Below are 23184 nucleotides of genomic sequence, written 5' to 3'. Positions count from 1 at the left end.
TCCGCGAGTTTTGCACAGGGTCCGGTCAGACGCCGACTCGCGCCGGTGGACGGACGTGCGGAGATGGGTCCTGGCGTGCCTTGCCGCTCACCTGGGTGGCTGCCGCACCGGCGATGACCACCGCTCCACCGATCAGCGACACGACGCTCGGTTCCTCGTGCAGCACCAGCCACGCTGCCCCGATGCCGACAACGGGAACGAGGAGGGACAACGGCGCGACGGTGCCCGCCGGATAGCGGCTGAGCAGAGCCGTCCAGAGGCCGGAGCCGGCGATGGTGCCGAGGATCACGATGTAGGCGAGTCCGGCGAGCGCCAGCGGTCCGTTGCCGTGAAGCGAAGACGTCAGCGCGTCCCAGCCGGACGAGGGTCCTTCGACCGCGAACGAGAGTGCGAGCATGGGCAGCGGGGGAATGACGCACATCCACAGCATCAGCCGCATCGGCTGGTCGGAGGCCGCCTTCCGGTTTCCGAGGTTGCCCAGCGCCCACGACAGGCCGGCGAGCAACGTCAGAACCACGGGGAGGAGGGCGGCGTGCTGGGACCGGTCCCAGCCGATGAGCGCCATCCCCGACATCGCGACGAGGAGCCCGCCCACCTGCACCGGCCGCAGTCGCTCGCGGAGCAGGATTGCACCCAGTACGACGGTGAACGGCGCCGACGACTGCAGGACCAGTGACGCCAGCCCGGTGGGCATCCCGACGTGCATGGCCCAGAACAGGAACGTGAATTGCCCGACTCCGAAGCCGGTGCCGTAGAGCAGCAGCCATTTGGTGGGGACCTGCGGCCGCGGAACGAACAAGATCACCGGGATCGCGATGAGGAGAAAGCGTACTGCCGCGAAGAAGAACGGCGGGAAGTGATCGAGACCGGCGCGAATGGCAAGAAAGTTGAGACCCCACAACACGACGACGGTAAGTCCGAGGAGCCGATCGCGGGTGGTCATGTGCTCTATCGTGAGCCTGCCGAACCATCAGAACAAGCACTTTATAGTGCATTGTCCATGTAGTTTTACTTTATGGATGCCACCCGCTTGCGAGTTCTGCGTGAGCTGGCGGACCGAGGGACGGTGGCCGCCACTGCCGCGGCATTGTCGATGACCCCGTCCGCCGTATCGCAGCAATTGAAGATCCTGGGGCGGGAAGCAGGCGTGACCCTGCTCGAACCCGACGGCCGGCGCCTGCGGCTCACCGACGCCGGACAGGCCCTCGTGGTGCGGGCCGACGACGTCCTGGCCGCCCTGGACCGGGCAGCAGCGGAGATGGACGCCTACCGAGGGTCGCCGCGAGGCCGCGTCCGGGTGGCGCTGTTTCCGTCCGGCGCCGCGTTGCTGCTGCCCCGGCTGCTCGACGTCCTCGCCGGAAGCGGCGTGGACGTGCAGCCGCGCGACGAGGATTTGCCGTCGTCGGCAGTGCCGACGCTGCTCGCCGACTACGACGTGGTTCTCACACACCGGGACGAGCGTGCCGTCGACACGTCGTCGCCGCGGGTGACTGCCGAGCCGCTCATGCGTGAGCCGATCGATCTGATCCTGCCGCCCGGTCATCGTTTCGCGGGGCAGAACTCGGTGCGACCGGAACAGTTGGCCGACGAGAGCTGGATCAGCGTGCGCGGCGGATTCCCCGTCGACGACGTCCTGATGTCGGTGGCCGCGGCAACTGGAGTACAGCCGCGGGTGGTGATGCGTATCAACGACTTCCGGGTCATCGAGGAACTGGTGGCCGGCGGGCACGGCGTCGCGCTGCTGGCCCGCCATGCCGTGACCCACCCGTCGGTGGTTCGGTTGCCCCTCGCCGGTGTCCGGGCGGCCCGCATCTACGAACTGGCTCGTCGCCCGGCGGCCAATGCCATTCCTGCCGTCGCAACGGTGCTTCAGGCGTTCCGGGACGTCGCGGCGGAGGTCACAGACTGACACGACAAAGGGACCCGCTCGAAAGCGGGTCCCCCTCGGGAAGTGGGCCAGTGGTCAGCCCAACGCCTTCGCCTTCAACGTCTCGTACTCCTGTTGATTGATGGTTCCGGCATCGAGCAAAGCTTTCGCGTCCGCGATCTGCTCCGCCGACGACTTGCCCGCGACCTCGCGAATGTAGCTGTCCTGCGCCTGTTTGACCTGTTGAGCCGCGGCCATCGACCGCTGCGCCATACCGTCGCTCTTGACGATCAGGTACACCAGCGCGGTCAGGAACGGGACGATGAACAGGAAGATGATCCAGATGGCCTTGGCCCAGCCCGACGATTTATGGTCGCGGAACAGGTCGGTGATGATGGAGAACAGCAGGATCAGGTAAGCCACGAAGGCGAACGTGGTGATGATTACCCACAGGAAGTCCCAGAACGAGTCCATTGCAGCGCTCCATTTCACACAGTCGAAGGAAGTCTGCGCCGACTATCGCAGCTTCCGGCACCGCCCGCGTCATCCGAAACAGGTGAAATGGGTATGGCTCAGTACACGAAACGGCCGCGACACCCGTAGGTGCCGCGGCCGTGTCGCGTCGTTCTAGCTCGCTGATTCCACCGCTCGTCGCATACCGCGCTCGACGGCACCGATGATGTAGGGGCGGAGTTCGACGGCGGGGATGACCGCGTCGACGGAGCCGACCTGCTGCGCGCGCTGGATGTTGTGCACGGCCTCGAACTCGGCGGCGACTTCACCGAGTTTCTCGTTGCGGACCGCAGCCTGCTGGGCGGCCAGCTCGACGCGCAGGTGAGCCTGCTGGGCGTCGGTCTGGGCGCCGGCCAGGTTGGCCTCGAGTTCCCGGATCGTCGGGTCGGCGGCCACCCGCGAGTTGACCTCGCGGGTGAACACCACGGCCGCGGCGGGCGCGCCACCGAGCACCGACGCGAAGGAACCCTCGACGGCGAGGACTTCCATGTTGTCGTTGAGCGCCCCGGAGAACACGACGAACGCGCCGCCGTGGTAGCGGGAGATGACGCAGAACACGATCGGGCCGTCGAAATTGACGATGGCGCGGCCGATTTCGGCGCCGTACTCGAGCTGGATGTGCCGCAGCGAGTCGGGGGACCCGTCGAACCCGGACAGGTTGGCCAGCACGACGAGGGGACGGCTTCCGCTGGCGGCGTTGATTGCCCGCGCCGTCTTCTTCGACGACTGCGGGAACAATGTTCCGGCGGTCCACTGGTCGGGGCCGTTGGCCGGCGACCATCCCTTACGGGCGATGGCCCGCGACTCGATGCCGATGACACTCACCGGGTAACCGCCCAGGTGCGCGTCCATGACGACGGACGTGTCCGCGTCCGCCATGTCGGCCCACCGCTCCAGCACCTGGTGGTCCTGGTCGACGAGCGCCCGCATCACGGTGCGAATGTCGAACGGCTTCTTGCGTTCCGGGTTCGTCTCTGCCGAGAAGATGTCACCGACCGTGGTGAAGTCGCTCGACGGGTGGACGTGCGGGAAGGTGCGCACGTCGCGGCCGATGGGGTCGGCCGTGTGTGCCCGACGCGGGAATCGTTCCCCGGCAACCACATACGCATGGTCATAGTGGGCGAACAGGATCTGGCAGGCCGCGGGCAGGTTGGGAGCCCAGTACTGCGCCTCGCCGTTGGGTCCCATGACGCGGTCGTAGCCACCGATACCGAAGTTGTCCTCGGCCGAGACACCACCCGAGTAGTCGAGCGAGTTCTTACCGGTGAGCACCATGGCGCTGTCGGGCGTCATCACGAGGATGCCCTTGGTGTGCATCAGCATCGTGGCTTCGGCGTTCCAGTAGGGCTGCGCGCCGACGTTGATGCCGGCCACGATCACGTTGACCTCGCCACCGTTCTGCGTGAACGTGATGATGCGACGCAAGCCGCGGGACACCCAGTCCATGTTCTCGGTGCCGCTGTCCATGGAGATCGTCGCCCCGGACGACAACGCGAACCACTCGACCGGCACACCCAGCTCCTCGGCCAGGTCGACGCCCGCCACGAGACGCGCGCACTCGGCTTCGGCGACGGTGCCCAGCGCCTTGGTCGGATCGCCGAAGAGCGCGACCCGGGTCATGCCCTCGGGGTGCCGTTCGGTGCGGGCGGTGACCAGACCGACGATGAGGCCGGCGCGGTTCTGTCCGTGCGGACGGTCCACCGGAACCAGTCGGCCCGACTCGTCCAGGTCGTGCTCGACGAAGGTTCCGTCGCGACCTGTGAGCAGGGGAATCAACTCGTACGGGTAGACGGTGCCGCGGGCGCGGGAATTGCGGACCTTCTGGGTGTACGCGTCGAGCGGCTGCAGCGGCTCGGTCGGCGGGTCGGTGACCTTGACGACGACGCCGCTGCCGGTGCGGTAGGAGAATCGCAGTGCCTTCTCCTGCGACTCCGTTCCGGCCGGGCCCTGGAGCCGGGCGATCACGGTGATCTCCTCGAGTCCGGCGCCCGCGGTGAGCGGGGCCGCGACGCGCGCGAATTCCTGCAGATCTTCCACCGGAGCGTCGATCTTCGGCCACACGTACAGCACGACGCGGTTGGCGTCGAGCTTGCGCTTGCTGCCACGGGCCGCCTGAGCTCGCCGGATGCCGTCCAGGCAGGACTGGAGCACGCGCTCGGCAGCGGGAACGCCGATCACCTGGCCGTCCTCGTTGCGGACGGGGGTGATGTCGCGGATTTCGGCGAGTGCGATGAGGCGCTCGTCGGTGGGGTTCTCGGGCGACACCAGGTGGAACAGGAACGTGTCCGCCGCCGCGGGCAGGCGGGTGCCTTCGAAGTTCTTCAGGCGCCACAGATCGAAGCGCTGACCGGTGAGCGGGTGCATGTCCCGGATCAGTGCCTCTTCCGCGAGCACACCCGCGTCCGGCCGGTAGGTGAACTTGCGGACGTCGATGCCGACGCCACCGAAGACGGACACCGTGACTCGGCGGCAGGAGGCGATCAGGGGCAGCGTCGCCAGCGTCTTGCGCAGGTCCTCGGACATCGTGTCGGGATCGGCCGGCGGCTCGGACCACGACAGGTACAGGTCGAGGACGAGATTGTCGGGGGTCTCCGAGGCGACGTCACCGATTTCGGTGAGCGCACCGGGCAGTTCGGCGTAGTCGGCGACGGCCGACACGAGGTGCAGACGCTCCCCGAGCAGGTCGAAGTTGCCGGTGACGAAGTGCCGTCCGCCACGATCGAACGCTGCGACGTCTTCTAGCGTGCGGATGTCGTAGTAGCGGCGGGTGACCACCTCGAGCAGCGGGCCCACGGTGGCGCTCTTGCGGGCGATGCGCTGTCCGAGCAGCTCGGTCAGCGACTGCGGGGTGGCGACCAGCGCTTCGAGACGTTCCTGGTAGTCGTCGGCGCCGGGATGCTCGGCGAGGTACTCGAGGCTGCCGCGGACACCGTCGTACACCTGTTCGCGGGCCTTGCGGATCTGCGGCTCGTCGAAGAAGCGGAAGCGGACGTTGCGGGCGACGTTGCCGATCACCGGGTAGCGGACCTGGGTGGCGACGATCAACCGGTCCAGCACCTCACCGAGTCCGCTCGGGGCGCGGCCGGGTGCGTTGCCGTCGTTGAGCCAGCGGTCGAGCAGTGCGGCGATGACGGGAACCTGATTGTCCATCCGCTGCTGCGCGAGGAAGAGGCGGTAGACCGCTTCTTCGAGCTCGGCGGTGCGCTCGAGATCGGTGACGTCGTAGTGGCGCAGAGCGCGCGACAACCGGGTCTGGAAGGACTCCGGAAGCCCCTCGAGCTCGACGTCCAGGGTGTGGAGATAGGTGTGGAAATGCTCGCGCGGGCTGTGCACCCGCTCGTCGCCGTCTTCTTCGGCCACTGTCGGACGGTTACGGCCGATCTCGCAGATGTCGGCGAACGTGGTGAGCAGCGCCAGCTCGGCCTGCACGAGGTCGGGATCGCCGGCGATCTGCGCCCGCAGCTTCTCGTACTGGGCGAGCAGCACGCCGGCCCGCTTCGCGCTGACGTCGTACCCGGTGAGCAGCGCGCCGAGCGCATCGATCTGCGCAAGGGCATCGAGGCGCGGGTCACCGTGGGGTGCGGGGGCGCCGAGATCGAATTCGACGCGGGGCGACTGCTGCGCCGTGGACTCGTCGGAGCTTTCCTCCACCCGCAGCAGCGCCGTTCCGGCGTCAACCTGCGAGTTGACCATGGCCAGCACTTCCCGGACCCGGCCGGCGACGGGCGCACGGACCGCGGTTTCCATCTTCATGCTCTCGAGGACGACCAAGGTGGCGCCGACCTCGACCTCGTCACCGACGGACACCGGCACCGCGACCACGACGGCCGGGGCGGGGGCGCGTACGACGCCGGCCTCGTCCTGGCTGATCTGGTGACTGATGCCGTCGACCTCGACGAGGTACTGGGCGCGTCCCGCGACGGAGACGACGTGGTGGCGGCGGTCGCCGATCACCAGGCGGCTCTCGAACTCGCTGAGCCGGTCCACCTCGACCTCGGTCTCGGGGGCGTCCCCGTCGACGCGATAACGGTGGGCGCCGACCTGGGTGACCGTGAGTCCGTACGCCTGACCCTGGTAGCTGAGCTCGACCTTGCGGCCGATGGCGTGGCCGGCGCGGGGTCGCCCACCGCGGGCAGACGAGAGGAATGCCTGACGCTCGAGCTTCTCCTCGGCGTCGTAGACGTCGATAGCGGCGGCGATCAACGCGACATCAGCGGTGCGGGACGGCACGTTGGACGTGCCCGCGTCGGTGCGGTCCAGCCAGCCGGTGTCGGCGGACGCCGTGATGACCTCTTCGCGGTCGAGCAGGTCGAGCAGGAAGGACTTGGTGGTGGTGCCGCCGCGCAGCACGACCGTGGTCTCTCGCAGCGCCGTGCGCAGCCGGGCCAGTGCCTCTGAGCGGTCGCGTCCCCAGGCGATGACCTTGGCGACCATGGAGTCGTAGTCGGGCGGGATGACGTCGCCCTGCGCGATGCCGGTGTCGACGCGCAGGCCGCTGCCGAGCGGGAACTTGAGCAGTTGCACCGCGCCGGGGGCGGGTGCGAATCCGTTGGCGGCGTCTTCGGCGTTGAGCCGGGCTTCGACGGCGTGGCCGAACTCGGGCGGGCAGTCACCCACGAGGGGTTCGCCGCTGGCCACGAGGATCTGCAACTTCACCAGATCGATTCCCGTGGTGGCCTCGGTGATGGGGTGCTCCACCTGCAACCGGGTATTCACCTCGAGGAAGGTGAAGGTCTTCTGCTCCGGCTGGTAGAGGTACTCCACAGTGCCCGCGCCGCGGTATCCGGCTGCACGCACGAGTTCGCTCGACACGGTGCGGAGGTGATTCGACTGCTCTGCGGTGAGGAGCGGCGAGCTGGACTCCTCGATGACCTTCTGGTTCTTGCGCTGGATGGAGCAGTCACGCACACCCGGAGCCCAGACGTTGCCGAAGTTGTCGGCAATGACCTGTACCTCGACGTGGCGCGCATCGGTGACCAGCCGTTCGATGAAGACGACGGGGTCGCCGAACGACCGCTGGGCCTCACCCTGCGTGCGCTCGAGCGCGAGTTCGAGTTCGTCCTCGGACCACACCTTGCGGATGCCGCGGCCACCGCCACCACTGCGGGCCTTGATGATGAGCGGGTAACCGATCGCCTGCGCGTGGCGACGTGCGTCGGCGCGGGTGGCGACGGGTCCACCACTCCACGGTGCGACCGGGACCTCCACCTTCTCCGCGAGGAGCTTGGCCTCCACCTTGTCACCGAGCAGACGCATCGCTTCAGCGGGCGGACCGATGAAGGTGATACCCAGCTGTTCGCACACCTCGACGAAAGCGGGATCCTCGGCCACGAAGCCCCAGCCCACCCACACGGCGTCGGCCTTGCTCTCGCGCAGGGCGCGGGCCAGCTCGGCGTGGTCGAGGTAGGCCGTTCCGCTCTTGACTGTGCGCAAGCACACACCTTCATCGGCCTGGCGCACGAACATCGCGCGGCGCTCCGCCTCGGTGTGCAGTGCAACTGTCGTGATGCCGTAGTTGTGCTCGGCATTCAGTTCACGCACGGCTCGAATCAGGCGGACCGCAGCCTCGCCGCGATTGACAATCGCTATTCGCTTGAACATCAGTTAGCGCTCCGTTTCCGTAAAACTCATTGATCCGCAGAGTGTTTCGATGGCCAAGGCCATATCCGCCGTGGACTGGGTGCCGCCTTCGCGGACACACGCACCCCTGCACAACCCACTTGTCCCCTCCAGAGGTGCCCCGAATGCGATCATCGGGTCCTGCCACTCTGCAGGACCCGATGCCCGGGAACTGGAGCATAACGTCGATTTTTTGTACCCGCGCGTAACTTCAGCGCGGGTCACGTTCGGTTTGTCAAGTGTTCAAGAAGTTACCTGTAACGCATTGTCACGTCGTGAGTTTCGGGGCGAACGACGAAAACGTCACGCGGCAGCGCACTTTCACGTCAAGTTACCGAGCGGTTCGGTCCGCCGGCGCAGAGGCCCGGAAAACGCGAACGCCGCGAGCGCGCTCGGGGCGCACTCGCGGCGATACGGACGAATCGGTCAGTGAGCGCGATTGACCGCCGAGACGACGGCGCGCAACGACGCCGTGGTGATCGACGTGGCGATACCGACACCCCACACCACCGTGCTCCGGCCGTCGGGCGCGGTAACGGCGCACTCGACGTACGCAGCGGCCTGGGCGTCGTCACCTGCCGACATCGCGTGCTCGGAGTAGTCGAGCACCCGGACATCGAAGTCGATGGTGGCGAGCGCGTCGACGAACGCGGCGAGCGGGCCGTTGCCCGAACCCGAGATCTCCTGTTCCTTGCCGTTCACCTTGACCGTTGCGGTGATGGAGTCGGTGCCGCCGTCCTCTTCGGACGCGGTGACCTTCTGCTTCATCCGCTCCAGTGGGATGATCGGAGCGAGGTACTCCTCGTGGAAGACGTCCCACATTTCCTTCGGGGACACCTCGCCGCCCTCGCCGTCGGTGATCCGCTGGACCGCCTGGGAGAACTCGATCTGCAGCCGGCGCGGCAGCACCAGCCCGTGGTCGGCCTTCATGATGTACGCGACGCCACCCTTGCCCGACTGCGAGTTGACGCGGATGACTGCCTCGTAGGTGCGGCCCACATCCTTGGGATCGATCGGCAGGTAGGGAACCGCCCACTGGATGTCGTCGACGTCGGCGTCCTGGGAGTCGGCGTCGATCTTCATGGCGTCGAGGCCCTTGTTGATGGCGTCCTGGTGGCTGCCGGAGAAGGCGGTGTACACGAGGTCGCCGCCGTACGGGTGGCGCTCGTGGACGGGCAGCTGGTTGCAGTACTCCACCGTGCGGCGGATCTCGTCGATGTTCGAGAAATCGATCTGCGGGTCGACGCCGCGAGTGAACAGGTTCAGGCCGAGCGTGACCAGGCAGACGTTGCCGGTGCGCTCACCGTTGCCGAACAGGCATCCCTCGATGCGGTCGGCGCCCGCCTGATAGCCCAGCTCCGCGGCCGCGACACCCGTGCCGCGGTCGTTGTGGGGGTGGAGCGAGAGGATGACGGAGTCGCGGCGGGCCAGGTTGCGGTGCATCCACTCGATCGAGTCGGCGTACACGTTGGGCGTGGCCATCTCGACGGTGGCCGGCAGGTTCAGGATGACCGGGTTCTCGGGGGTGGGCTGCAAGACCTCGGTGACGGCGTCGCACACCTCCTTGGCGTACTCGAGTTCCGTACCGGTGTACGACTCGGGCGAGTACTCCCAGCGCCACTGCGTGTCGGGGTACTTCTTCGCCTCTTCCAGGGCCAGAGCGGCCGCATCGGTGGCGATCTTCTTGATGACGTCGCGCTCGGCCTTGAATACCACTCGGCGCTGCAGGATGGAGGTGGAGTTGTAGAAGTGCACGATCACCTTCTCGGCGCCCTCGCACGCCTCGAACGTGCGCTTGATCAGCTCGGGGCGCGACTGCGTGAGCACCTGGATGGTGACGTCAGCCGGGATGGCGCCGTCTTCGATGATCTCGCGGACGAAGTCGAAGTCCGTCTGGCTGGCCGATGGGAATCCGACCTCGATCTCCTTGTACCCCATCCGCACGAGCAGTTCGAACATGCGCCGCTTGCGGGCGGGGCTCATGGGATCGATCAGGGCCTGGTTGCCGTCGCGGAGATCGACCGCACACCATTGCGGGGCGCGGTCGATGGTCTTGTCGGGCCAGGTGCGGTCCGGCAGCGACACCGGTTCCACTTCTTCGGCGAACGAGCGATACCGGAACGTCGGCATCGACGAGTTCTTCTGGGTGTTCCACGCCGGCTGGTCGGCGGGAGCAGGCTTGGAAGGCGGCGTGATGGTGCGCGTTCCGGTGGTGAAAGCGTCAGCGGGGGACATGGGATTGATCTCCAGATTCGTTGCGGACTTTGTGAGTCCAACGGCTGTGTCGACCGGCGCACGAGAACCCCGCGACGGGAAGCCAGTCTGGATCAGACCCCGTCGCGGCAACCAAGGAGAAGTGCGCGATGCATAACGAGCACTCTACTCCTGAGCCTATTCTCCGTGTGTAGGGGTTCGGCACGTTTCCGGATGTGTCGCCGTTCGACACGTCGAGCGAGGGAGGTGCAGTGCGTCACATCTCGCGGGTCACTCCGGTGGTTCTCGTCATCGTTTTCGCAGCGTGTGCCCTGTCCTGCGGGGTGAACGTGGACGGCTCGCCGCGTGTCGTCGGGGTGGGTGCACCGGTCTACGGCCGGCCTGTCAGCGACTTCGTCCGCGCAGAGCTCGCGGTGGCTGCGGCGGCCAGAGCCGTCGAACCGTGCGGATTGCTCGACGCGGCCGGGGTGGCGTCGTTGGGCGTCATCACCGCATACGGTCCGGCAGGCGACCTGTCGACGTGCCATGCCGAGGTGATCCCGCCCGGCGGTACACCGGTCGATCCGTCCTGGATCGAAGTCGTGGTGGGGGAGCGTGAACCGTCCGAGGGAGTCGGCCGCGGCCCCGCCGCCAGTGGCATCGAGGTGCGCCCGGCGCTGTCGCCGCTGCCCGGTACGTGCACGCTCTACTTCTCGCTGCCGCCGGTTCCGGGAGTCGCCGCGCCGGCGCGCTGGGGTCACGTCTCCTATCTCGACGGAGCTGCCGGTGTGGTGAGGCCGGCTGCCGGTGACGACTGCGCGGAGGCGAGCGCCGTCCTCGCGGCGGTGACGGCCAGGCTGCATGCGGCTCCGCGGGGTACCACGAATATTCCACTGGCGCAGCAAGACCCGTGCCGGGTGGTCGAAAACGTGACCGAACCCGAGATCGCGACGTTCGCCCCGGGCAGTCGGCCGTACGAGTGCCGCCTGACCCTCGGACGCGGTGACGAGGCGTCCGTGCGGTTCGCCCTGTCCACCCCACCGCCGCGGACCGGGGGACCGGAGGTGGTCGAGATCGACGGAGAGTCGTTCGCCTTCTTCGAGGACGCGCTCGAATGCCATTACTACTTCTATCCCGGGGACGTTGTCGACACCAACGTTCCACACAGCCCGATGAGCGAAATTGTCCGACGCGGCAACAGACTGACCGCCTCGGTGGCGGCAACGGCGCGTGACTGCGAAGACGCGCAAATGCTGGTGCTCGCCGCGGCCGAAATGTTCGACTACTGACATGAACACTCAGGTCGAGGTGGCCCAGGCGTACCTGGATGCGTTGGTCGGTCACGATGGGAACGCGGTGCCCCTCGATCCCCGGGCAGTCCGCTACGAGGCGGGAATCAAGACGGCGTTCTCCGGAAACCATCTGCGCCGCAGTCTGTCCCGAGGTCCGCAGTTCCGTCTGATCCGCGCCGTTCGTGAGGTGGCGTGGTCGGTGGCCGGGGACGAGGTCACAGCCGATTATCTCCTGGACGCCGGACTGTTCGGCCGAACCCTCGTGACCGTGCGGGTGATCGAGACCTTCCGCATACCGCAGAACGATCTCCGAATCCGCCGCATCGACGCGAGGATCCGGCGTCCCTGAAGACGTGGTGAACACCGCAGCCCGGCGTTCACCTGCCTGGATCGCCGCGACGGGCCGGACCTAGCCCAGCGTCTCGTGCGCCGCGGGAATGGATCCCAGGCGACCGGCCTGGAAGTCCTCGAACGCCTGCATTACCTCGGCCTTCGTGTTCATCACGAACGGTCCGGCCATGGCCACCGGCTCGCGGATCGGCTTGCCGCCGAGGATGAAAACCTCCAGCGAGGAGGTGCGCGAGTCCTGGGTGTCTGCCGCGGCGATGGTGAGGATGTCGCCGCGTCCGAAGACGGCGGTCTGCCCCATCCGGAACGGCCTGCGCTCCGAACCGACCAGACCATCACCGGCGAGGACGTACGCAAGGGCGTTGAATTCCGGATTCCACGGCAGCGTCAGGCTCGCTCCGGGGGCAACGGTCGCGTGGACCAGGCTGATCGGGGTGTATGTCGAGCCGGGGCCGGAGTGTCCGTCCACCTCGCCCGCGATGACCCGCACCAGGGCGCCGCCGTCGGCGGAGGACAGCAGGGCCACCTTCTGCCCGGTGATGTCCTGATAGCGGGGTGCGGCCATCTTGTTGTCGCGGGGCAGGTTCACCCACAATTGGACGCCGTGGAATAGCCCACCACTCATGACCAGGTGCTCGGGCGGGGTCTCGATGTGGAGGATGCCACCACCGGCCGTCATCCATTGCGTGTCGCCGCCGCCGATGGTGCCGCCGCCCCCGTTGGAGTCCTGGTGCTCCATGATTCCGTCGATCATGTAGGTCACAGTCTCGAACCCACGATGCGGGTGCCACGGGGTTCCCTTGGGCTCGCCGGGCGCGTAGTTCACCTCACCCATCTGGTCCATGTGGATGAAGGGGTCCAGCGCAGCCAGATCGATGCCGGCGAAGGCGCGGCGAACGGGGAAGCCCTCGCCCTCGTACCCGACCGGAGCCGTGGTCAGGGAGCGGACCGGCCGGTCGACGGCGCTTGGAGCAGGGGCGTCGATACGCGGCAGGGCAAGGATGTTGTCGACAGTCACGGCAGGCATCGGGTGTCTCCTCGTACTCGTGTAATTGATTCTTCAACTACCTTACGAGGTGTAACACCGGCGGTGTGCAGGTATTCCCACAGTGGCGGCTCCGCCGCCCGTGAGTGGTTGACGAGTGCAGAGACTCGTTAACCACTCACGGGGCGCGAAGCGCCCTCAGTTGAGGACGCCCTCGTGGTCGGGGCAGTACCGCGTGATGGCGCCGATGATGTAGTAGTAGACGCCGTCGGCGGTGAGCATGGGCGTCCACTCCTCGCGCACCCGGTCGAGGGGTTTGCCGGCGTCGAGGGCGGTGCAGATTTCGCCGGCCTGGTGCACCGCGGTCTCGTCGTTGGTGACGTTCTGGTTCATCGACCTCAGGTAGGTCAGGTAATCGGCGGCGGTGGCGGGGTCGTCGGCGACTGCGAAGATGCGCTTCCCCGGTGCGGAGGCGGCGGTGGTCCTGGCAGCGGCGGAGGTCGTGCTCGACTCCGGTGCCGCGGAATCGGCGCTGTCCCCACCGCAGGCGGCCAGGAATGTCGCGGAACAGAGGGTGAGGGCGGTTAGAGCAAGAGTGCGGCGCATGTGGTGACGGAGTCCTTTCGAGGCTGGTGCGGCGACGATCGTATCGCCCGTGCGGCGAGAGCACGCGGTGTGTGTTCGCGGCGTTCGCCTTTTCGCCCGGGTGCCCGGCAGGTAGTGTTGCCCTCTCCAGTTGGAGTGGTTCGAGGAGGTGAGACCCGTGTTCGTCAGTTCAGTCCGGGTGCTCTCACCCCGCGACCGCGCGGTGGTGCCGACCTAAGGTGGCCGAGAGAGCGCCCATCGGCAATCCGAAAGGCACTCTCATGTCAGTTTCCATCGAAGATGCTCTCGTTCATGAATTGCGCTCTGCCGGCTGTGTTTTCGCCGAAGATGAAGCACGGTTGATCCTCGCGGCCGCGAGTGATCGGACGAACCTCGTGTCGATGGTCCAGCGGCGCGTTTCCGGTGTGCCACTGGAACACGTGCTCGGCTGGGCAGAGTTCTGCGGGCTGCGAATAGCGGTCGACGCCGAGGTTTTCGTGCCTCGCCGGCGTACCGAATTCCTCGTCGACCGGGCGGCGGCTTCGATTCGTGAAAGCGCTGTCGTGGTCGACCTGTGCTGTGGGTCGGGAGCGGTCGGGGCTGCGCTCGCCGCCCTCATCGACTCCCCCGAGTTGTATGCGGTCGATATCGACCCTGCCGCGGTCCGCTGCGCTCGTCGTAACATGCCCGCGGAGCGCGTGTTCGAGGGCGACCTTTACGACCCGTTGCCTGCTTCGTTGCGCGGACAGGTCCAAGTTCTGGTGGCCAACGCCCCGTATGTGCCGACTGAGGAGATTCGGTTGATGCCCCCCGAGGCGCGACTGCACGAGCCGCGCGTGTCACTCGACGGTGGTGCCGACGGCCTGCACATTCAGCGGCGAGTGGCGTCCGGGGCGCAGCACTGGCTCGCCCCCGGCGGTCACCTTCTGATCGAAACAAGTGAGAGCCAGGCAACGCGGACCGTCCAGGCCTTCACCGACGCGGGGTTGAGCGCGCGAGTCGAGTCCTCCGCCGAGCTCGGTGCCACCGTTGTCGTCGGAACGCGGTCGTGAGCGCTCCAGCACAATGCTGGACCGACCTCGCGGGGCGCAGCTGCGTTCTGCTCTCCCGAGGCCGGAGTTTTCGTTAGGGTCTCGAGATGGGTCGTGGCACAGGAGTCGGCATCGGAATCCGGGCAACGCTGGCGGCAGCACTCTGCGCCGGCATGGTGGCGGCGTGTTCGTCGGACGAGGCGCCACCGAGCGACCCCGCAGCCACCTGTGCCGATGTTCCCAACGGCACGACGGCCGCAGCGCCGCCAGCCGGGCAAGCCCCGCCGCCGGCAGGCACGCCGCCGACCACTCAGAACCTCGCGACCAATCCGGAGATCGCGACGGTCTACCGCTCCGGGATGGTGCCCGTCGACACCGCGTCGTATGCGGTGTCGACCGCCAACCCGATTTCGACACAGGCGGCGTGCGACGTTCTGCGCGAAGGGGGCACCGCGGCCGACGCGTTGGTCGTCGCGCAAACGGTGCTCGGCATCGTCGAACCGCAGTCGTCGGGAATCGGTGGTGGTGCGTTCCTCCTCTACTACGACGCGGAGAAGAACAGTGTCGAGGCGTACGACGGACGCGAGGTCGCACCGATGGCGGCGACGGAGAATTATCTCCGCTGGATCAGCGACACGGACCGCACCGAACCGAAGCCCGACGCGCGTGCGAGTGGGCGGTCGATCGGAGTGCCCGGCGTCGTCCGGATGCTCGAGCTGGCACATCGTGAACATGGCAGGAATGAGTGGCGGGAACTGTTCGATCCCGCAGTCTTCCTGGCGGATCAGGGTTTCGAGATCAGCCCCCGCATGGCCGGACAGATCGCCGCGTCGGCTCCCGACCTGGCAATCGACGACGCGTCGAAGGCGTACTTCCTGAACCCGGACGGCAGCCCCAAAGCGGCGGGCACCAAGCTGACGAATCCTGCGATGGCCAAAACGCTCGGGGCCATCGCTTCGGGCGGTGCCGATGCCTTCTACACCGGTGCGATCGCCCAGAGCATCGTCGACTCCACGGCGACGACCTCGGGAGGACGGACCCCGGGGCAGATCACGCTCGACGACCTCGCGAACTACCAGGCGAAGAAGCGCACGGCCCTGTGTACGCCGTATCGTGACCACGAGGTCTGCGGTATGCCGAACCCGTCGTCCGGAGGGACGGCGGTGGCGGCGACCCTCGGCATTCTGGAGAACTTCGATCTGTCCGCCGTAGGGCCGACGAACCTCGACGCCAATGGTGGAAAACCGACCGCGGAGGCCGTGCATCTCATCGCCGAGGCGGAGCGGTTGGCGTATGCGGACCGGGACAAGTACGTGGCCGACTCGGATTTCGTTCCGCTGCCCGGTAATTCGGTGGACACCCTGCTGAACGACGACTACCTGAAGCAACGTGCCGACCTCATCGATCCCGGCAAGAGCATGGGCACCGCGAAGCCGGGTGACTTCGGTCCGGTGCCGCTCGGGGTGCAGCCGCAGGACAAGGAGCACGGAACCAGTCATATTTCGATCGCGGACAAGTACGGCAACGTCGCGTCGATGACCACCACGGTGGAGTCGGCGTTCGGGTCTTTCCACATGACCGAAGGTTTCGTACTCAACAATCAGCTCACCGATTTCTCGGCGCAACCCGTCGGACCGGACGGTGTGCCGCTGGCCAACCGGGTCGAGCCGGGGAAGCGGCCCCGCAGTTCGATGGCCCCGACACTGGTCTTCGGTCTCGGTGACGACGGCGCGCGAGGTGACCTCGAATTCGTGACGGGCTCACCCGGTGGCTCGGTCATCATCCAGTTCGTCGTGAAAACATTGGTGGGCATGCTCGATTGGGGCATGAACCCGCAGCAGGCCGTCTCGGGAGTCGACTTCGGCGCCGCCAACACCCCGGTGACCGGGGTGGGCGGTGAACATCCGAACATCAACGCTGCCCGGGACGGCGCCGATGACCCGATGATCGCCCAGTTGCGGGCGATGGGCCACCAGGTCTCGGTGGCTCCGCAGTCGAGCGGGCTCAGTGCACTGCAACGCGTCGACTCCGGGTGGGTCGGCGGCGCCGATCCCCGACGCGAGGGTGCAGTGATGGGTGACGGTACCGGCTAGCGCACATCACGCCTGTGCGACGAGTGGCGCGACCTCGGTGCCGAGGAGTTCGATGGCGCGCATCACCTTGTCGTGCGGCAACGGCCCGACGCTGGGGTGGAGCATGAACCGCTCGATGCCGAGGGTCTCCCGCAGCAGGCGCGGGCGCCGCGAACCACGCACCGCCTCCCGACGCCCCGGACGTAGTTTTCTCCGAGCGCCAAGTCCTCGAGTGGATTACTTTGCAGCGATCCGCTGCTCAGATGTTGCACGCTATACTTCGGTGGCGGCCACAGCGATTGAGCCCGAGTAGACTCACTGCGGTGCAGTGTGATTCCTTCGCCTGAGCCGACGCCATAAGGCGGCCTTGACGATTTCGGCCAACGGGCCGACCGGGTCAGCCTCGCCGAGGACTTGAATGGCAACGTGGTCGGCGCCGGCGGTGAGGTGCGCGAATATGCGCCTGGGACTTTGCGCGAGAAATTCTTCGGCAGCGGCCCCCGCCTTCCCGAATGGCATCCGGCTGCGCAGTACCGTTCGACGAGGAAGGTTGCGGTCCAGTGATAGTAGAGCTGTACCAACCACTACGAGATCAGAGGCGATCCTCGGGACCGTGTCGGACAGGTCTTCGAGAGCAGCGTTCCTTGCATCGACCCGTCGGTCGTCGGACTGCGTGGGCAGACGGTCAGCGCCAAGCAACATTTCTCGAGGTTCGACACTCTTCCAGCGCCGCTGGTGTGGGGTGGCAGTGACCGGATGATTCCCCTGCTCGACCACTTCCTCGGACAGGCCGTGGTCCGACCCTGACCCTCACGAATCGGTCGGATCGGTCGGAGGGTGGCGGATCTCGCTACCGCTCGCACGAACTCGCCGAGGCACGCAGCGCAGCTCGACCGTCGCAGACGACGGGCGGAGGTGAGCGTTGACGGGCCGCCCTATGAGGTTGATTTCCGCAGCTACGCCAAAACCGTTTCCGCTACCGATCACCTTTCGGCGTTGTTGCGGTCGACGGCGACTGCTCACGAATCGTCGAGCGGATGTGTGTCATCCGCCGCAGATGCGCCCAGCCCCTGGACGGCTGTGGTTGGTTTTCGTCCTCGCCCGTGGTCGCGTTGTGCGGTTTCCCCTCGTCTCGTACGTCCGTCGGAGGCTTGTGCGCCTTGGCCGTTCCCTTCCTACGTGCGGTTGTGTCTGGTCGTGCTTTCGGTGCGGATTCGTCCCGGGACTCTTCCGCCGAGTCGTTGGGTGTCGTGATCCGTGGTTTGCGCCGTCTGCGTGGCTTCGGCTGTTGTTCTTCTTGGACCGAGTGAGACGAAGTTGTTCCCGTGCTCGAGCGTCCCCGGGTCGCCCGCCGCGCAGGCGTGACGGGTTCGGCGCTCGTCGGGGCGTCGAATTGTGCGTCCTCGTCTTCTCCGTGGTCCGGTTTCTCGTCGACGGTGGAGTTCTCGGCGTCCCGCGGGTTGGCGTGCCCGCGACGGCCGATTCTCTTCACCCCGGTGACCAGGTGCCCGCCGCCGGCCACGACGTGCGAGCCGCGCGACCGGAGGCGGTCACGGAACGAATCGGCGTGCTCGCTGGTGGCCTCGGCCGTGGCGGCCGTCGTGTCGAGTAGGTCGCCGCGAACCGAGTCGCCGAGTCCGGCGATCGCCGGAGACGAGGCGAGGAACTCGGATCCCTGTGCGAGCAGATCCTCAGGCGCCATCGGGGATTGTCCGCCCGCTCCAGCGATCTTCATTGCCATCTTCAACTGGTGTGTGCGCCCCAGTAGGTAGCCGGCGCCGACCGCTGCGGCAACCTCAACTTTTGTTTTGGTTTTCATGATTTTCATGATCGTTCCCACTTGCTGTGTGTTGTCGCCACGCACTGCGTCGGGCGTCGAGAGCATGTGGAACTATGGCGCGTCGGTGCGCGCGAGGCGTATACCGTGACTACCCCGTGTCTCCGGTCCCCAATCGCACAACTCCATCGGAAGCCCGCTGTGCGGAGGTGACACCGCCGCCGGAGACTCGGTGGCACGCTATCGGTATGTGCGGTCGCTATGCATCGACCGTAGATCATGGAGCAAATGAAGATGGCCAGAGCTCCAGGACGGACGTAGCCGACCGAGGGCGTCGCGGGCGTCGTTGCCCTGGCCGTGGAACACCCGGTCTCCGCAGTGGCCGCCCCTGACACCGGCCGCGACATCCACGGGCAACGACGATCGGACCCGCGAGCCGCAGCGCGGACAGCGGCAGGAGCGCAGGGTCGAGAACGTGCTCACCGATCAGATCCCGATCATCTGGAGTGTCCCACTCAACCGAGGCTGCCGCCGTAGGTCCTTCGTTCACCACTGTGTGTTATTCAAGGTCCATGACAGCGTCACCGATCGATCCGCCTGTGGGGGCCACCCTCTCAGCCATCCGAGCCGTTGCACCCAAGCTGGCGCCGAGTGAGCGTCGGGTGGCGGATGTCTGCGTGGAGCGCCCGCAGGATGTTGCCTGGTGGTCGGCGGCCGACGTCGCGGAACACGCAGGGACGTCGACTGCCACCGTCATCCGTGCGTGCCAGAACCTGGGTTTCAAGGGGTTCCAGCACTTGCGGATGTTGCTGCTGAGGGATCTGGGGTCGGCCGATCCCGAGTCGGGGGGAACACCCGCCGCCGAAGAGAACGGCACCGGATTGGTGCGGGCGGTGTTCGCCGAAGTGGCGACGGATCTCGCCGGCGCCCTGGCACCGCTCGACGAAGACTCGTTCGAGCGGGCGGTGACGGCGCTCGCAAAGGCGGAGCGGGTGCTCGTGGTCGGCAACGGCGCCTCGGGACCGTCGGCGGCGGCCGTCGCTGTGCGGTTCATCCTCAACGGCCGCCACGCCGAAGCGCCGACCGACGCCGTGATCCAACAATTGACCGCCGGACACCTGACCTCCCGGGACGTGTGCCTCGCGGTGAGCGACAGCGGGTTGAACTCGGTCACCCTGCGGCCGGTCGAGGCCGCCCGGACGGCCGGGGCCACGGTCATCGGCGTCACCAGCTACGCCCGTTCGACTCTCGTGGAGAAATCTGACATCGGGCTGGTCATCGGCGGCGGGAGCGGACCATGGGGCGGACTGGGCGCATCGGCGACGGTGGTGCAGCTCGCGTTCCTCATCAGTCTGCAGATCGCTGTCTGCCGGGCGCGGGGCGGCTCGGCCGAGGCCGCAGCCGAGACGTTCAAACAGATTGTGCCGCTGATCCATCCATGATGACATTCTGCTCCAGCCGTTGCGCGAAGCATCACCGATGATTGGACGGCCATTCGCCCACCATTAACCTGACCCTGGCTAACTACCGATGTAACGAAATTCCCGATCTCACCGAGGTTGGGTAACGTCATTTCATCGGGAGAGGCCAATGGGCAGGATTCGGATCGAGAATCTGAGTCGGAAGTTCGCAGATTTCACCGCGGTCGACAACATCGACCTCGACATCCGGGACGGCGATTTCCTGGTCCTTCTCGGGCCCAGCGGGTGCGGAAAGACCACGCTGCTGAGGATGCTCGCGGGCCTGCTCGAGCCGACCAGCGGACGGATCCTGCTCGACGATGACGACATCACCACGGCGCCCGCCCGGCGCCGGGACGTCGCGATGGTCTTCCAGAGCTACGCTCTGTACCCGCACCTCAGCGTCGCGAAGAACCTCGCGTTTCCATTGCGCGTGAAGAAGATGCGCAAGTCGGAGGCCGCCGAGCGCATCGAGGCCGTCGCGCAGCAACTCGACATCGCGCATCTGCTCGGCCGCAAGCCGAAGGAACTGTCCGGTGGCCAGCGGCAACGTGTCGCGGTCGGGCGCGCGATCGTGCGCAATCCGAAAGCGTTCCTGATGGACGAGCCGCTGTCCAACCTCGACGCGAAGCTCAGGACCGCGACGAGGCGCGAGCTCACCGAACTCCATCGCCGGCTCGGGGCCACGTTCGTGTACGTCACCCACGATCAGGTCGAGGCGATGACGATGGCGACGCGGATCGCCCTGCTGAACAACGGCGCCCTCGAACAGGTCGGAACACCGGAGGACGTCTACGACCGGCCGGCGTCCGTGTTCGTCGCCGGTTTTCTCGGCAGTCCTGCGATGAATCTGCTCGACGCACGCGTCCACACCGTGGACGGCACTGTTGTCGCGTCCGGCGAGGGCGTGACCGCACGACTGTGGCGTGGACAGGCCGACGGCCGCGACGTCGTCCTGGGTATCCGGCCGGAGCATCTCCGCGTCGTCGAGCCTGCGGATCATCCAGGGGTGCGGCTGTCGGTCGGCGTCACATCCGTCGAGAATCTCGGCAGCGAGCAGGTTGCGTACTGCGAGGTCGGCGGCGCCACGGTCTGCGTGCGAGCACCGCGACCGATTGCACTGCGCGCCGATCGATCCGCCGTCCTCACCGCGGATCTCACCCACGTGCACCTCTTCGACCGCGCGACCGGACGCCGCCTCGAATGGGTCGACGTCCCCGAACTCACCGACTTCGACTCCGCGGCCCCCACGGCTGTGGACCAATCTTCCGAAGTACTTTCCGCAACAGGAGCAACGTGATGCGTAGACCGACATTCTCTGCCGTCGTAGTGGCGGCTGTGGCCGCCGCTCTGACCGGCTGTGCCACCGGCGGGGCCGCGCCGGACGCCTCGGGCACCGGCGCACCGGTTCCGGAACTGGGCCCCGACCAGCAGGTCGACATCGTCTTCGAGTCGTACAACCTTCAACAGGCCGGGCTCTGGTCGGACACGATCAACGGCCTCGTCGCCGACTTCGAGGCGCAGCACCCGAACATCGACGTGAAGGCCCAGCCGCCGCAGGGCAGTGGCACGGCCGGTGCGGGAACCGCGAGTAGCGTACAGACGCAGTTGCTTGCCGGATCTCCGCCCGATGTGGCCCAATTGACGTTCGACACTCTTGATTTCGCCGTCAACGAACTCGGCGCCCAGTCTCTCGACGGACTGTTCGGCACCGAGGCCGTGGACGCGACGTTCGGCGGGGAACACCCGTTCCATCCGCGGGCCGCGACCCTTGGCGACTGGGACGGCGAAACGTACGGCATCCCGTACGTGTTCTCCACACCGACCCTCTTCTACAACGCGACCGCGCTCACGAAGGCCGGGCTGCCCGCCGACGCCGACCTGTCGACGTGGCCGAAGGTGGCGGCTGCCGCCAAGGCCGTGACCGCGGCGACCGGAAAGCCGGCGCTGTCCGTGTCGTGTTCGGTCAAGGGCGGCAATTGGTGCATGCAGGCGCTGTTCCGCTCGGCAGGCGGCGATGTGCTGTCGCAGGACCGCAAGACCGTCGAATTCGGTGAGCCCGGCGCGGTCTCGGCGGTGACCGCGTTGCGGCAGATGTACGACGACGGCGTCCTCGCCAACCTCGACTCGACCACCCAGTACGAGAGTTTCGCGAAGGGGGACGTGGCGATTCAGCTACAGACATCGGCTCTGCAGGGGATGTTCATGAAGTCGGCGGCGACCGGCGGCTGGGACCTGCGCGCCGCACCGATGCCCGCCTTCGAGGGTCACGCCGCCGTGCCGACCAACTCGGGATCCGCTCTGTTCACGTTCTCCCAGGATCCGGCGAAGCAGCGCGCGTCGTGGGAGTTCATCAAATTCATGACGAGCGACCATGCGTACACCCAGATCTCCAGCAAGATCGGCTATCTTCCGCTGCGCCCATCCCTCATCCAGGAGCCGGCATCGCTGAAGGGATGGGCCGACAACAACCCCCTTCTGGCACCCAATCTCGGCCAGCTCGACAAGCTCGAGGCCTGGAAATCCTACCCCGGCAATAGCTATGTGCAGGCCGACGACATCCTCGGGCAGGCGGTGGAGGACGCGGTCTACTACGGCAAGGACCCGGCCGCCACCATGCAGGCGGCGCAGCAGCGCGTGCAGGAACTCATCCAGTAACCACTTCCGAAGAGGACGAAACACCGACACCATGACCAGCACTCTGCCTGCGTCGACGAATCATCGACGCCTGAACCTGACCGGCACCTACAACTTCCGCGACCTCGGCGGATTCCCGACTGATACGGGGACCACCAAGTGGAACAAGCTGTTCCGGTCGGACGCGCTACACCAGCTCGACCAGCCGGCCCGCAACCTGCTCCGGAAACGGAGACTTGCGCTGGTCATCGACCTCCGCGAACAGCAGGAGCTCGACGATAGCCCGAGCGCACTCGACGGCGTCGGCCACCGGGTGGAACACCTGCCGGTGTACGAGGGCGAGATCGACCTCGACGGCACGAACTTCGACCTCGCGGTCGTCTACCACATCATGGTCGAGAACTACGGACATCGTTTGACCCGAGCCGTCCGCGCCATCGCCGCCTCGGGCGACGACCCGACCGTCGTGCACTGCACCGCAGGGAAGGATCGCACCGGGCTGGTCGTCGCTCTCACCCTCGCGGCGGTGGGTGTCGATCAACGCGACATCGTCGCCGACTACGCGATGTCCGAGACCCTGCTGGCCGGCGACTGGGCGATCGGCATGGCCGAGAAGATGCGCGCCCGCGGCCTTCCCGACGACGTGGACGTCGATCACCTGGTCGGCGCCAGCCCGGCCGCGCTGATGCGCACGACCCTCGACTCCATCGCAGCCGCGCACGGCGGCGTCCGCGACTACCTCCTCGGCCACGGCATGACCGAGCGTGAACTTGACGACCTGCGCGGCGCACTCGTCGCCTGACAC

General features: G+C 66.9%; 17 protein-coding genes and 1 pseudogene. 10 read left to right on the top strand and 8 right to left on the bottom strand.

Annotated elements, in window-relative coordinates:
* Positions 1 to 25: 25 nt before the first annotated feature.
* Positions 26 to 943 (bottom strand): EamA family transporter, encoded by a 918-nt coding sequence (locus R4P95_RS21265; RefSeq protein ID WP_317745201.1) that lies wholly within the window; start codon positions 941 to 943, stop codon positions 26 to 28.
* 72 nt (positions 944 to 1015) lie between these two features.
* On the opposite strand from R4P95_RS21265, the gene R4P95_RS21260 reads away from it, so the two are divergent.
* Positions 1016 to 1909, top strand: a complete 894-nt coding sequence (locus R4P95_RS21260; protein ID WP_317745200.1) for a LysR family transcriptional regulator — start codon at positions 1016 to 1018, stop codon at positions 1907 to 1909.
* Between the two features lie 54 nt (positions 1910 to 1963).
* Here the strand turns inward: R4P95_RS21260 and R4P95_RS21255 are convergent, their stop codons facing one another.
* From R4P95_RS21255 to leuA, 3 genes are all read right to left on the bottom strand, one after another.
* On the bottom strand, positions 1964 to 2341 hold the full coding sequence (locus R4P95_RS21255) for an SHOCT domain-containing protein (RefSeq protein WP_109326276.1): 378 nt from the start codon (positions 2339 to 2341) through the stop codon (positions 1964 to 1966).
* A gap of 153 nt (positions 2342 to 2494) precedes the next feature.
* Positions 2495 to 7981 carry a biotin carboxylase N-terminal domain-containing protein gene (locus R4P95_RS21250; protein ID WP_317745199.1) on the bottom strand — a complete coding sequence of 1829 codons (5487 nt, stop codon included), beginning with the start codon at positions 7979 to 7981 and terminating at the stop codon, positions 2495 to 2497.
* A gap of 444 nt (positions 7982 to 8425) precedes the next feature.
* Positions 8426 to 10234, bottom strand: a complete 1809-nt coding sequence (gene leuA, locus R4P95_RS21245; protein ID WP_317745198.1) for a 2-isopropylmalate synthase — start codon at positions 10232 to 10234, stop codon at positions 8426 to 8428.
* Positions 10235 to 10464: 230 nt separating this feature from the next.
* Between leuA and R4P95_RS21240 the strand changes: the two genes are divergently transcribed.
* Positions 10465 to 11481 carry a hypothetical protein gene (locus tag R4P95_RS21240; RefSeq protein ID WP_317745197.1) on the top strand — a complete coding sequence of 339 codons (1017 nt, stop codon included), beginning with the start codon at positions 10465 to 10467 and terminating at the stop codon, positions 11479 to 11481.
* A 1-nt stretch (position 11482) separates the two neighbouring features.
* On the top strand, positions 11483 to 11833 hold the full coding sequence (locus R4P95_RS21235) for a hypothetical protein (protein WP_213574513.1): 351 nt from the start codon (positions 11483 to 11485) through the stop codon (positions 11831 to 11833).
* A gap of 60 nt (positions 11834 to 11893) precedes the next feature.
* Here R4P95_RS21235 and R4P95_RS21230 read toward each other — a convergent pair whose 3' ends face one another.
* Positions 11894 to 12859 (bottom strand): pirin family protein, encoded by a 966-nt coding sequence (locus tag R4P95_RS21230; protein WP_317745196.1) that lies wholly within the window; start codon positions 12857 to 12859, stop codon positions 11894 to 11896.
* A gap of 156 nt (positions 12860 to 13015) precedes the next feature.
* Entirely contained in the window at positions 13016 to 13423 is a 408-nt protein-coding gene (locus tag R4P95_RS21225) for a DUF732 domain-containing protein (RefSeq protein WP_317745195.1), read from the bottom strand.
* Positions 13424 to 13683: 260 nt separating this feature from the next.
* On the opposite strand from R4P95_RS21225, the gene R4P95_RS21220 reads away from it, so the two are divergent.
* Positions 13684 to 14454 (top strand): putative protein N(5)-glutamine methyltransferase, encoded by a 771-nt coding sequence (locus R4P95_RS21220; protein ID WP_317745194.1) that lies wholly within the window; start codon positions 13684 to 13686, stop codon positions 14452 to 14454.
* Positions 14455 to 14540: 86 nt separating this feature from the next.
* On the top strand, positions 14541 to 16526 hold the full coding sequence (ggt, locus tag R4P95_RS21215) for a gamma-glutamyltransferase (RefSeq protein ID WP_317745193.1): 1986 nt from the start codon (positions 14541 to 14543) through the stop codon (positions 16524 to 16526).
* A gap of 6 nt (positions 16527 to 16532) precedes the next feature.
* Here ggt and R4P95_RS21210 read toward each other — a convergent pair whose 3' ends face one another.
* A complete protein-coding gene (locus R4P95_RS21210; protein WP_397517707.1) occupies positions 16533 to 16688 on the bottom strand; it encodes a hypothetical protein in 156 nt (51 codons plus the stop codon).
* A 382-nt stretch (positions 16689 to 17070) separates the two neighbouring features.
* Here R4P95_RS21210 and R4P95_RS21205 point away from each other — a divergent pair.
* Positions 17071 to 17270: pseudogene (locus R4P95_RS21205) on the top strand (hydrolase); the annotation flags it as partial.
* A gap of 211 nt (positions 17271 to 17481) precedes the next feature.
* On the opposite strand, the gene R4P95_RS21200 reads toward R4P95_RS21205, so the two are convergent.
* Entirely contained in the window at positions 17482 to 18324 is an 843-nt protein-coding gene (locus R4P95_RS21200; protein WP_317745192.1) for a hypothetical protein, read from the bottom strand.
* Between the two features lie 530 nt (positions 18325 to 18854).
* Between R4P95_RS21200 and R4P95_RS21195 the strand changes: the two genes are divergently transcribed.
* From R4P95_RS21195 to R4P95_RS21180, 4 genes are all read left to right on the top strand, one after another.
* Positions 18855 to 19724 carry a MurR/RpiR family transcriptional regulator gene (locus tag R4P95_RS21195; protein WP_213574499.1) on the top strand — a complete coding sequence of 290 codons (870 nt, stop codon included), beginning with the start codon at positions 18855 to 18857 and terminating at the stop codon, positions 19722 to 19724.
* A gap of 148 nt (positions 19725 to 19872) precedes the next feature.
* Entirely contained in the window at positions 19873 to 21042 is a 1170-nt protein-coding gene (locus R4P95_RS21190; protein ID WP_317745191.1) for an ABC transporter ATP-binding protein, read from the top strand.
* A complete protein-coding gene (locus R4P95_RS21185; RefSeq protein WP_213574495.1) occupies positions 21042 to 22400 on the top strand; it encodes an extracellular solute-binding protein in 1359 nt (452 codons plus the stop codon). The genes R4P95_RS21190 and R4P95_RS21185 overlap by 1 nt, the downstream gene beginning before the upstream one ends.
* 31 nt (positions 22401 to 22431) lie before the next feature.
* Positions 22432 to 23181 carry a tyrosine-protein phosphatase gene (locus R4P95_RS21180; RefSeq protein ID WP_213574493.1) on the top strand — a complete coding sequence of 250 codons (750 nt, stop codon included), beginning with the start codon at positions 22432 to 22434 and terminating at the stop codon, positions 23179 to 23181.
* The last annotated feature ends 3 nt before the right edge of the window (positions 23182 to 23184 follow it).

This window comes from Rhodococcus sp. IEGM 27 (assembly GCF_033142305.1).
Classification (GTDB): Bacteria; Actinomycetota; Actinomycetes; order Mycobacteriales; family Mycobacteriaceae; genus Rhodococcus_F; species Rhodococcus_F oxybenzonivorans.
Note: the sequence above shows the minus strand (reverse complement) of the source record. Positions and strands in the feature narration are given on the sequence as shown.

Bases quoted from the DNA above. Each gene is read 5' to 3' on its own strand.
- R4P95_RS21250 (WP_317745199.1), bottom strand. From the start codon at position 7,981: ATGTTCAAGCGAATAGCGATTGTCAATCGCGGCGAGGCTGCGGTCCGC.
- R4P95_RS21190 (WP_317745191.1), top strand. From the start codon at position 19,873: ATGGGCAGGATTCGGATCGAGAATCTGAGTCGGAAGTTCGCAGATTTC.
- R4P95_RS21260 (WP_317745200.1), top strand. From the start codon at position 1,016: ATGGATGCCACCCGCTTGCGAGTTCTGCGTGAGCTGGCGGACCGAGGG.
- R4P95_RS21180 (WP_213574493.1), top strand. From the start codon at position 22,432: ATGACCAGCACTCTGCCTGCGTCGACGAATCATCGACGCCTGAACCTG.
- R4P95_RS21235 (WP_213574513.1), top strand. From the start codon at position 11,483: ATGAACACTCAGGTCGAGGTGGCCCAGGCGTACCTGGATGCGTTGGTC.
- ggt (WP_317745193.1), top strand. From the start codon at position 14,541: ATGGGTCGTGGCACAGGAGTCGGCATCGGAATCCGGGCAACGCTGGCG.
- R4P95_RS21255 (WP_109326276.1), bottom strand. From the start codon at position 2,341: ATGGACTCGTTCTGGGACTTCCTGTGGGTAATCATCACCACGTTCGCC.
- R4P95_RS21220 (WP_317745194.1), top strand. From the start codon at position 13,684: ATGTCAGTTTCCATCGAAGATGCTCTCGTTCATGAATTGCGCTCTGCC.
- leuA (WP_317745198.1), bottom strand. From the start codon at position 10,234: ATGTCCCCCGCTGACGCTTTCACCACCGGAACGCGCACCATCACGCCG.
- R4P95_RS21230 (WP_317745196.1), bottom strand. From the start codon at position 12,859: ATGCCTGCCGTGACTGTCGACAACATCCTTGCCCTGCCGCGTATCGAC.
- R4P95_RS21200 (WP_317745192.1), bottom strand. From the start codon at position 18,324: ATGAAAACCAAAACAAAAGTTGAGGTTGCCGCAGCGGTCGGCGCCGGC.
- R4P95_RS21195 (WP_213574499.1), top strand. From the start codon at position 18,855: ATGACAGCGTCACCGATCGATCCGCCTGTGGGGGCCACCCTCTCAGCC.
- R4P95_RS21225 (WP_317745195.1), bottom strand. From the start codon at position 13,423: ATGCGCCGCACTCTTGCTCTAACCGCCCTCACCCTCTGTTCCGCGACA.
- R4P95_RS21185 (WP_213574495.1), top strand. From the start codon at position 21,042: ATGCGTAGACCGACATTCTCTGCCGTCGTAGTGGCGGCTGTGGCCGCC.
- R4P95_RS21265 (WP_317745201.1), bottom strand. From the start codon at position 943: ATGACCACCCGCGATCGGCTCCTCGGACTTACCGTCGTCGTGTTGTGG.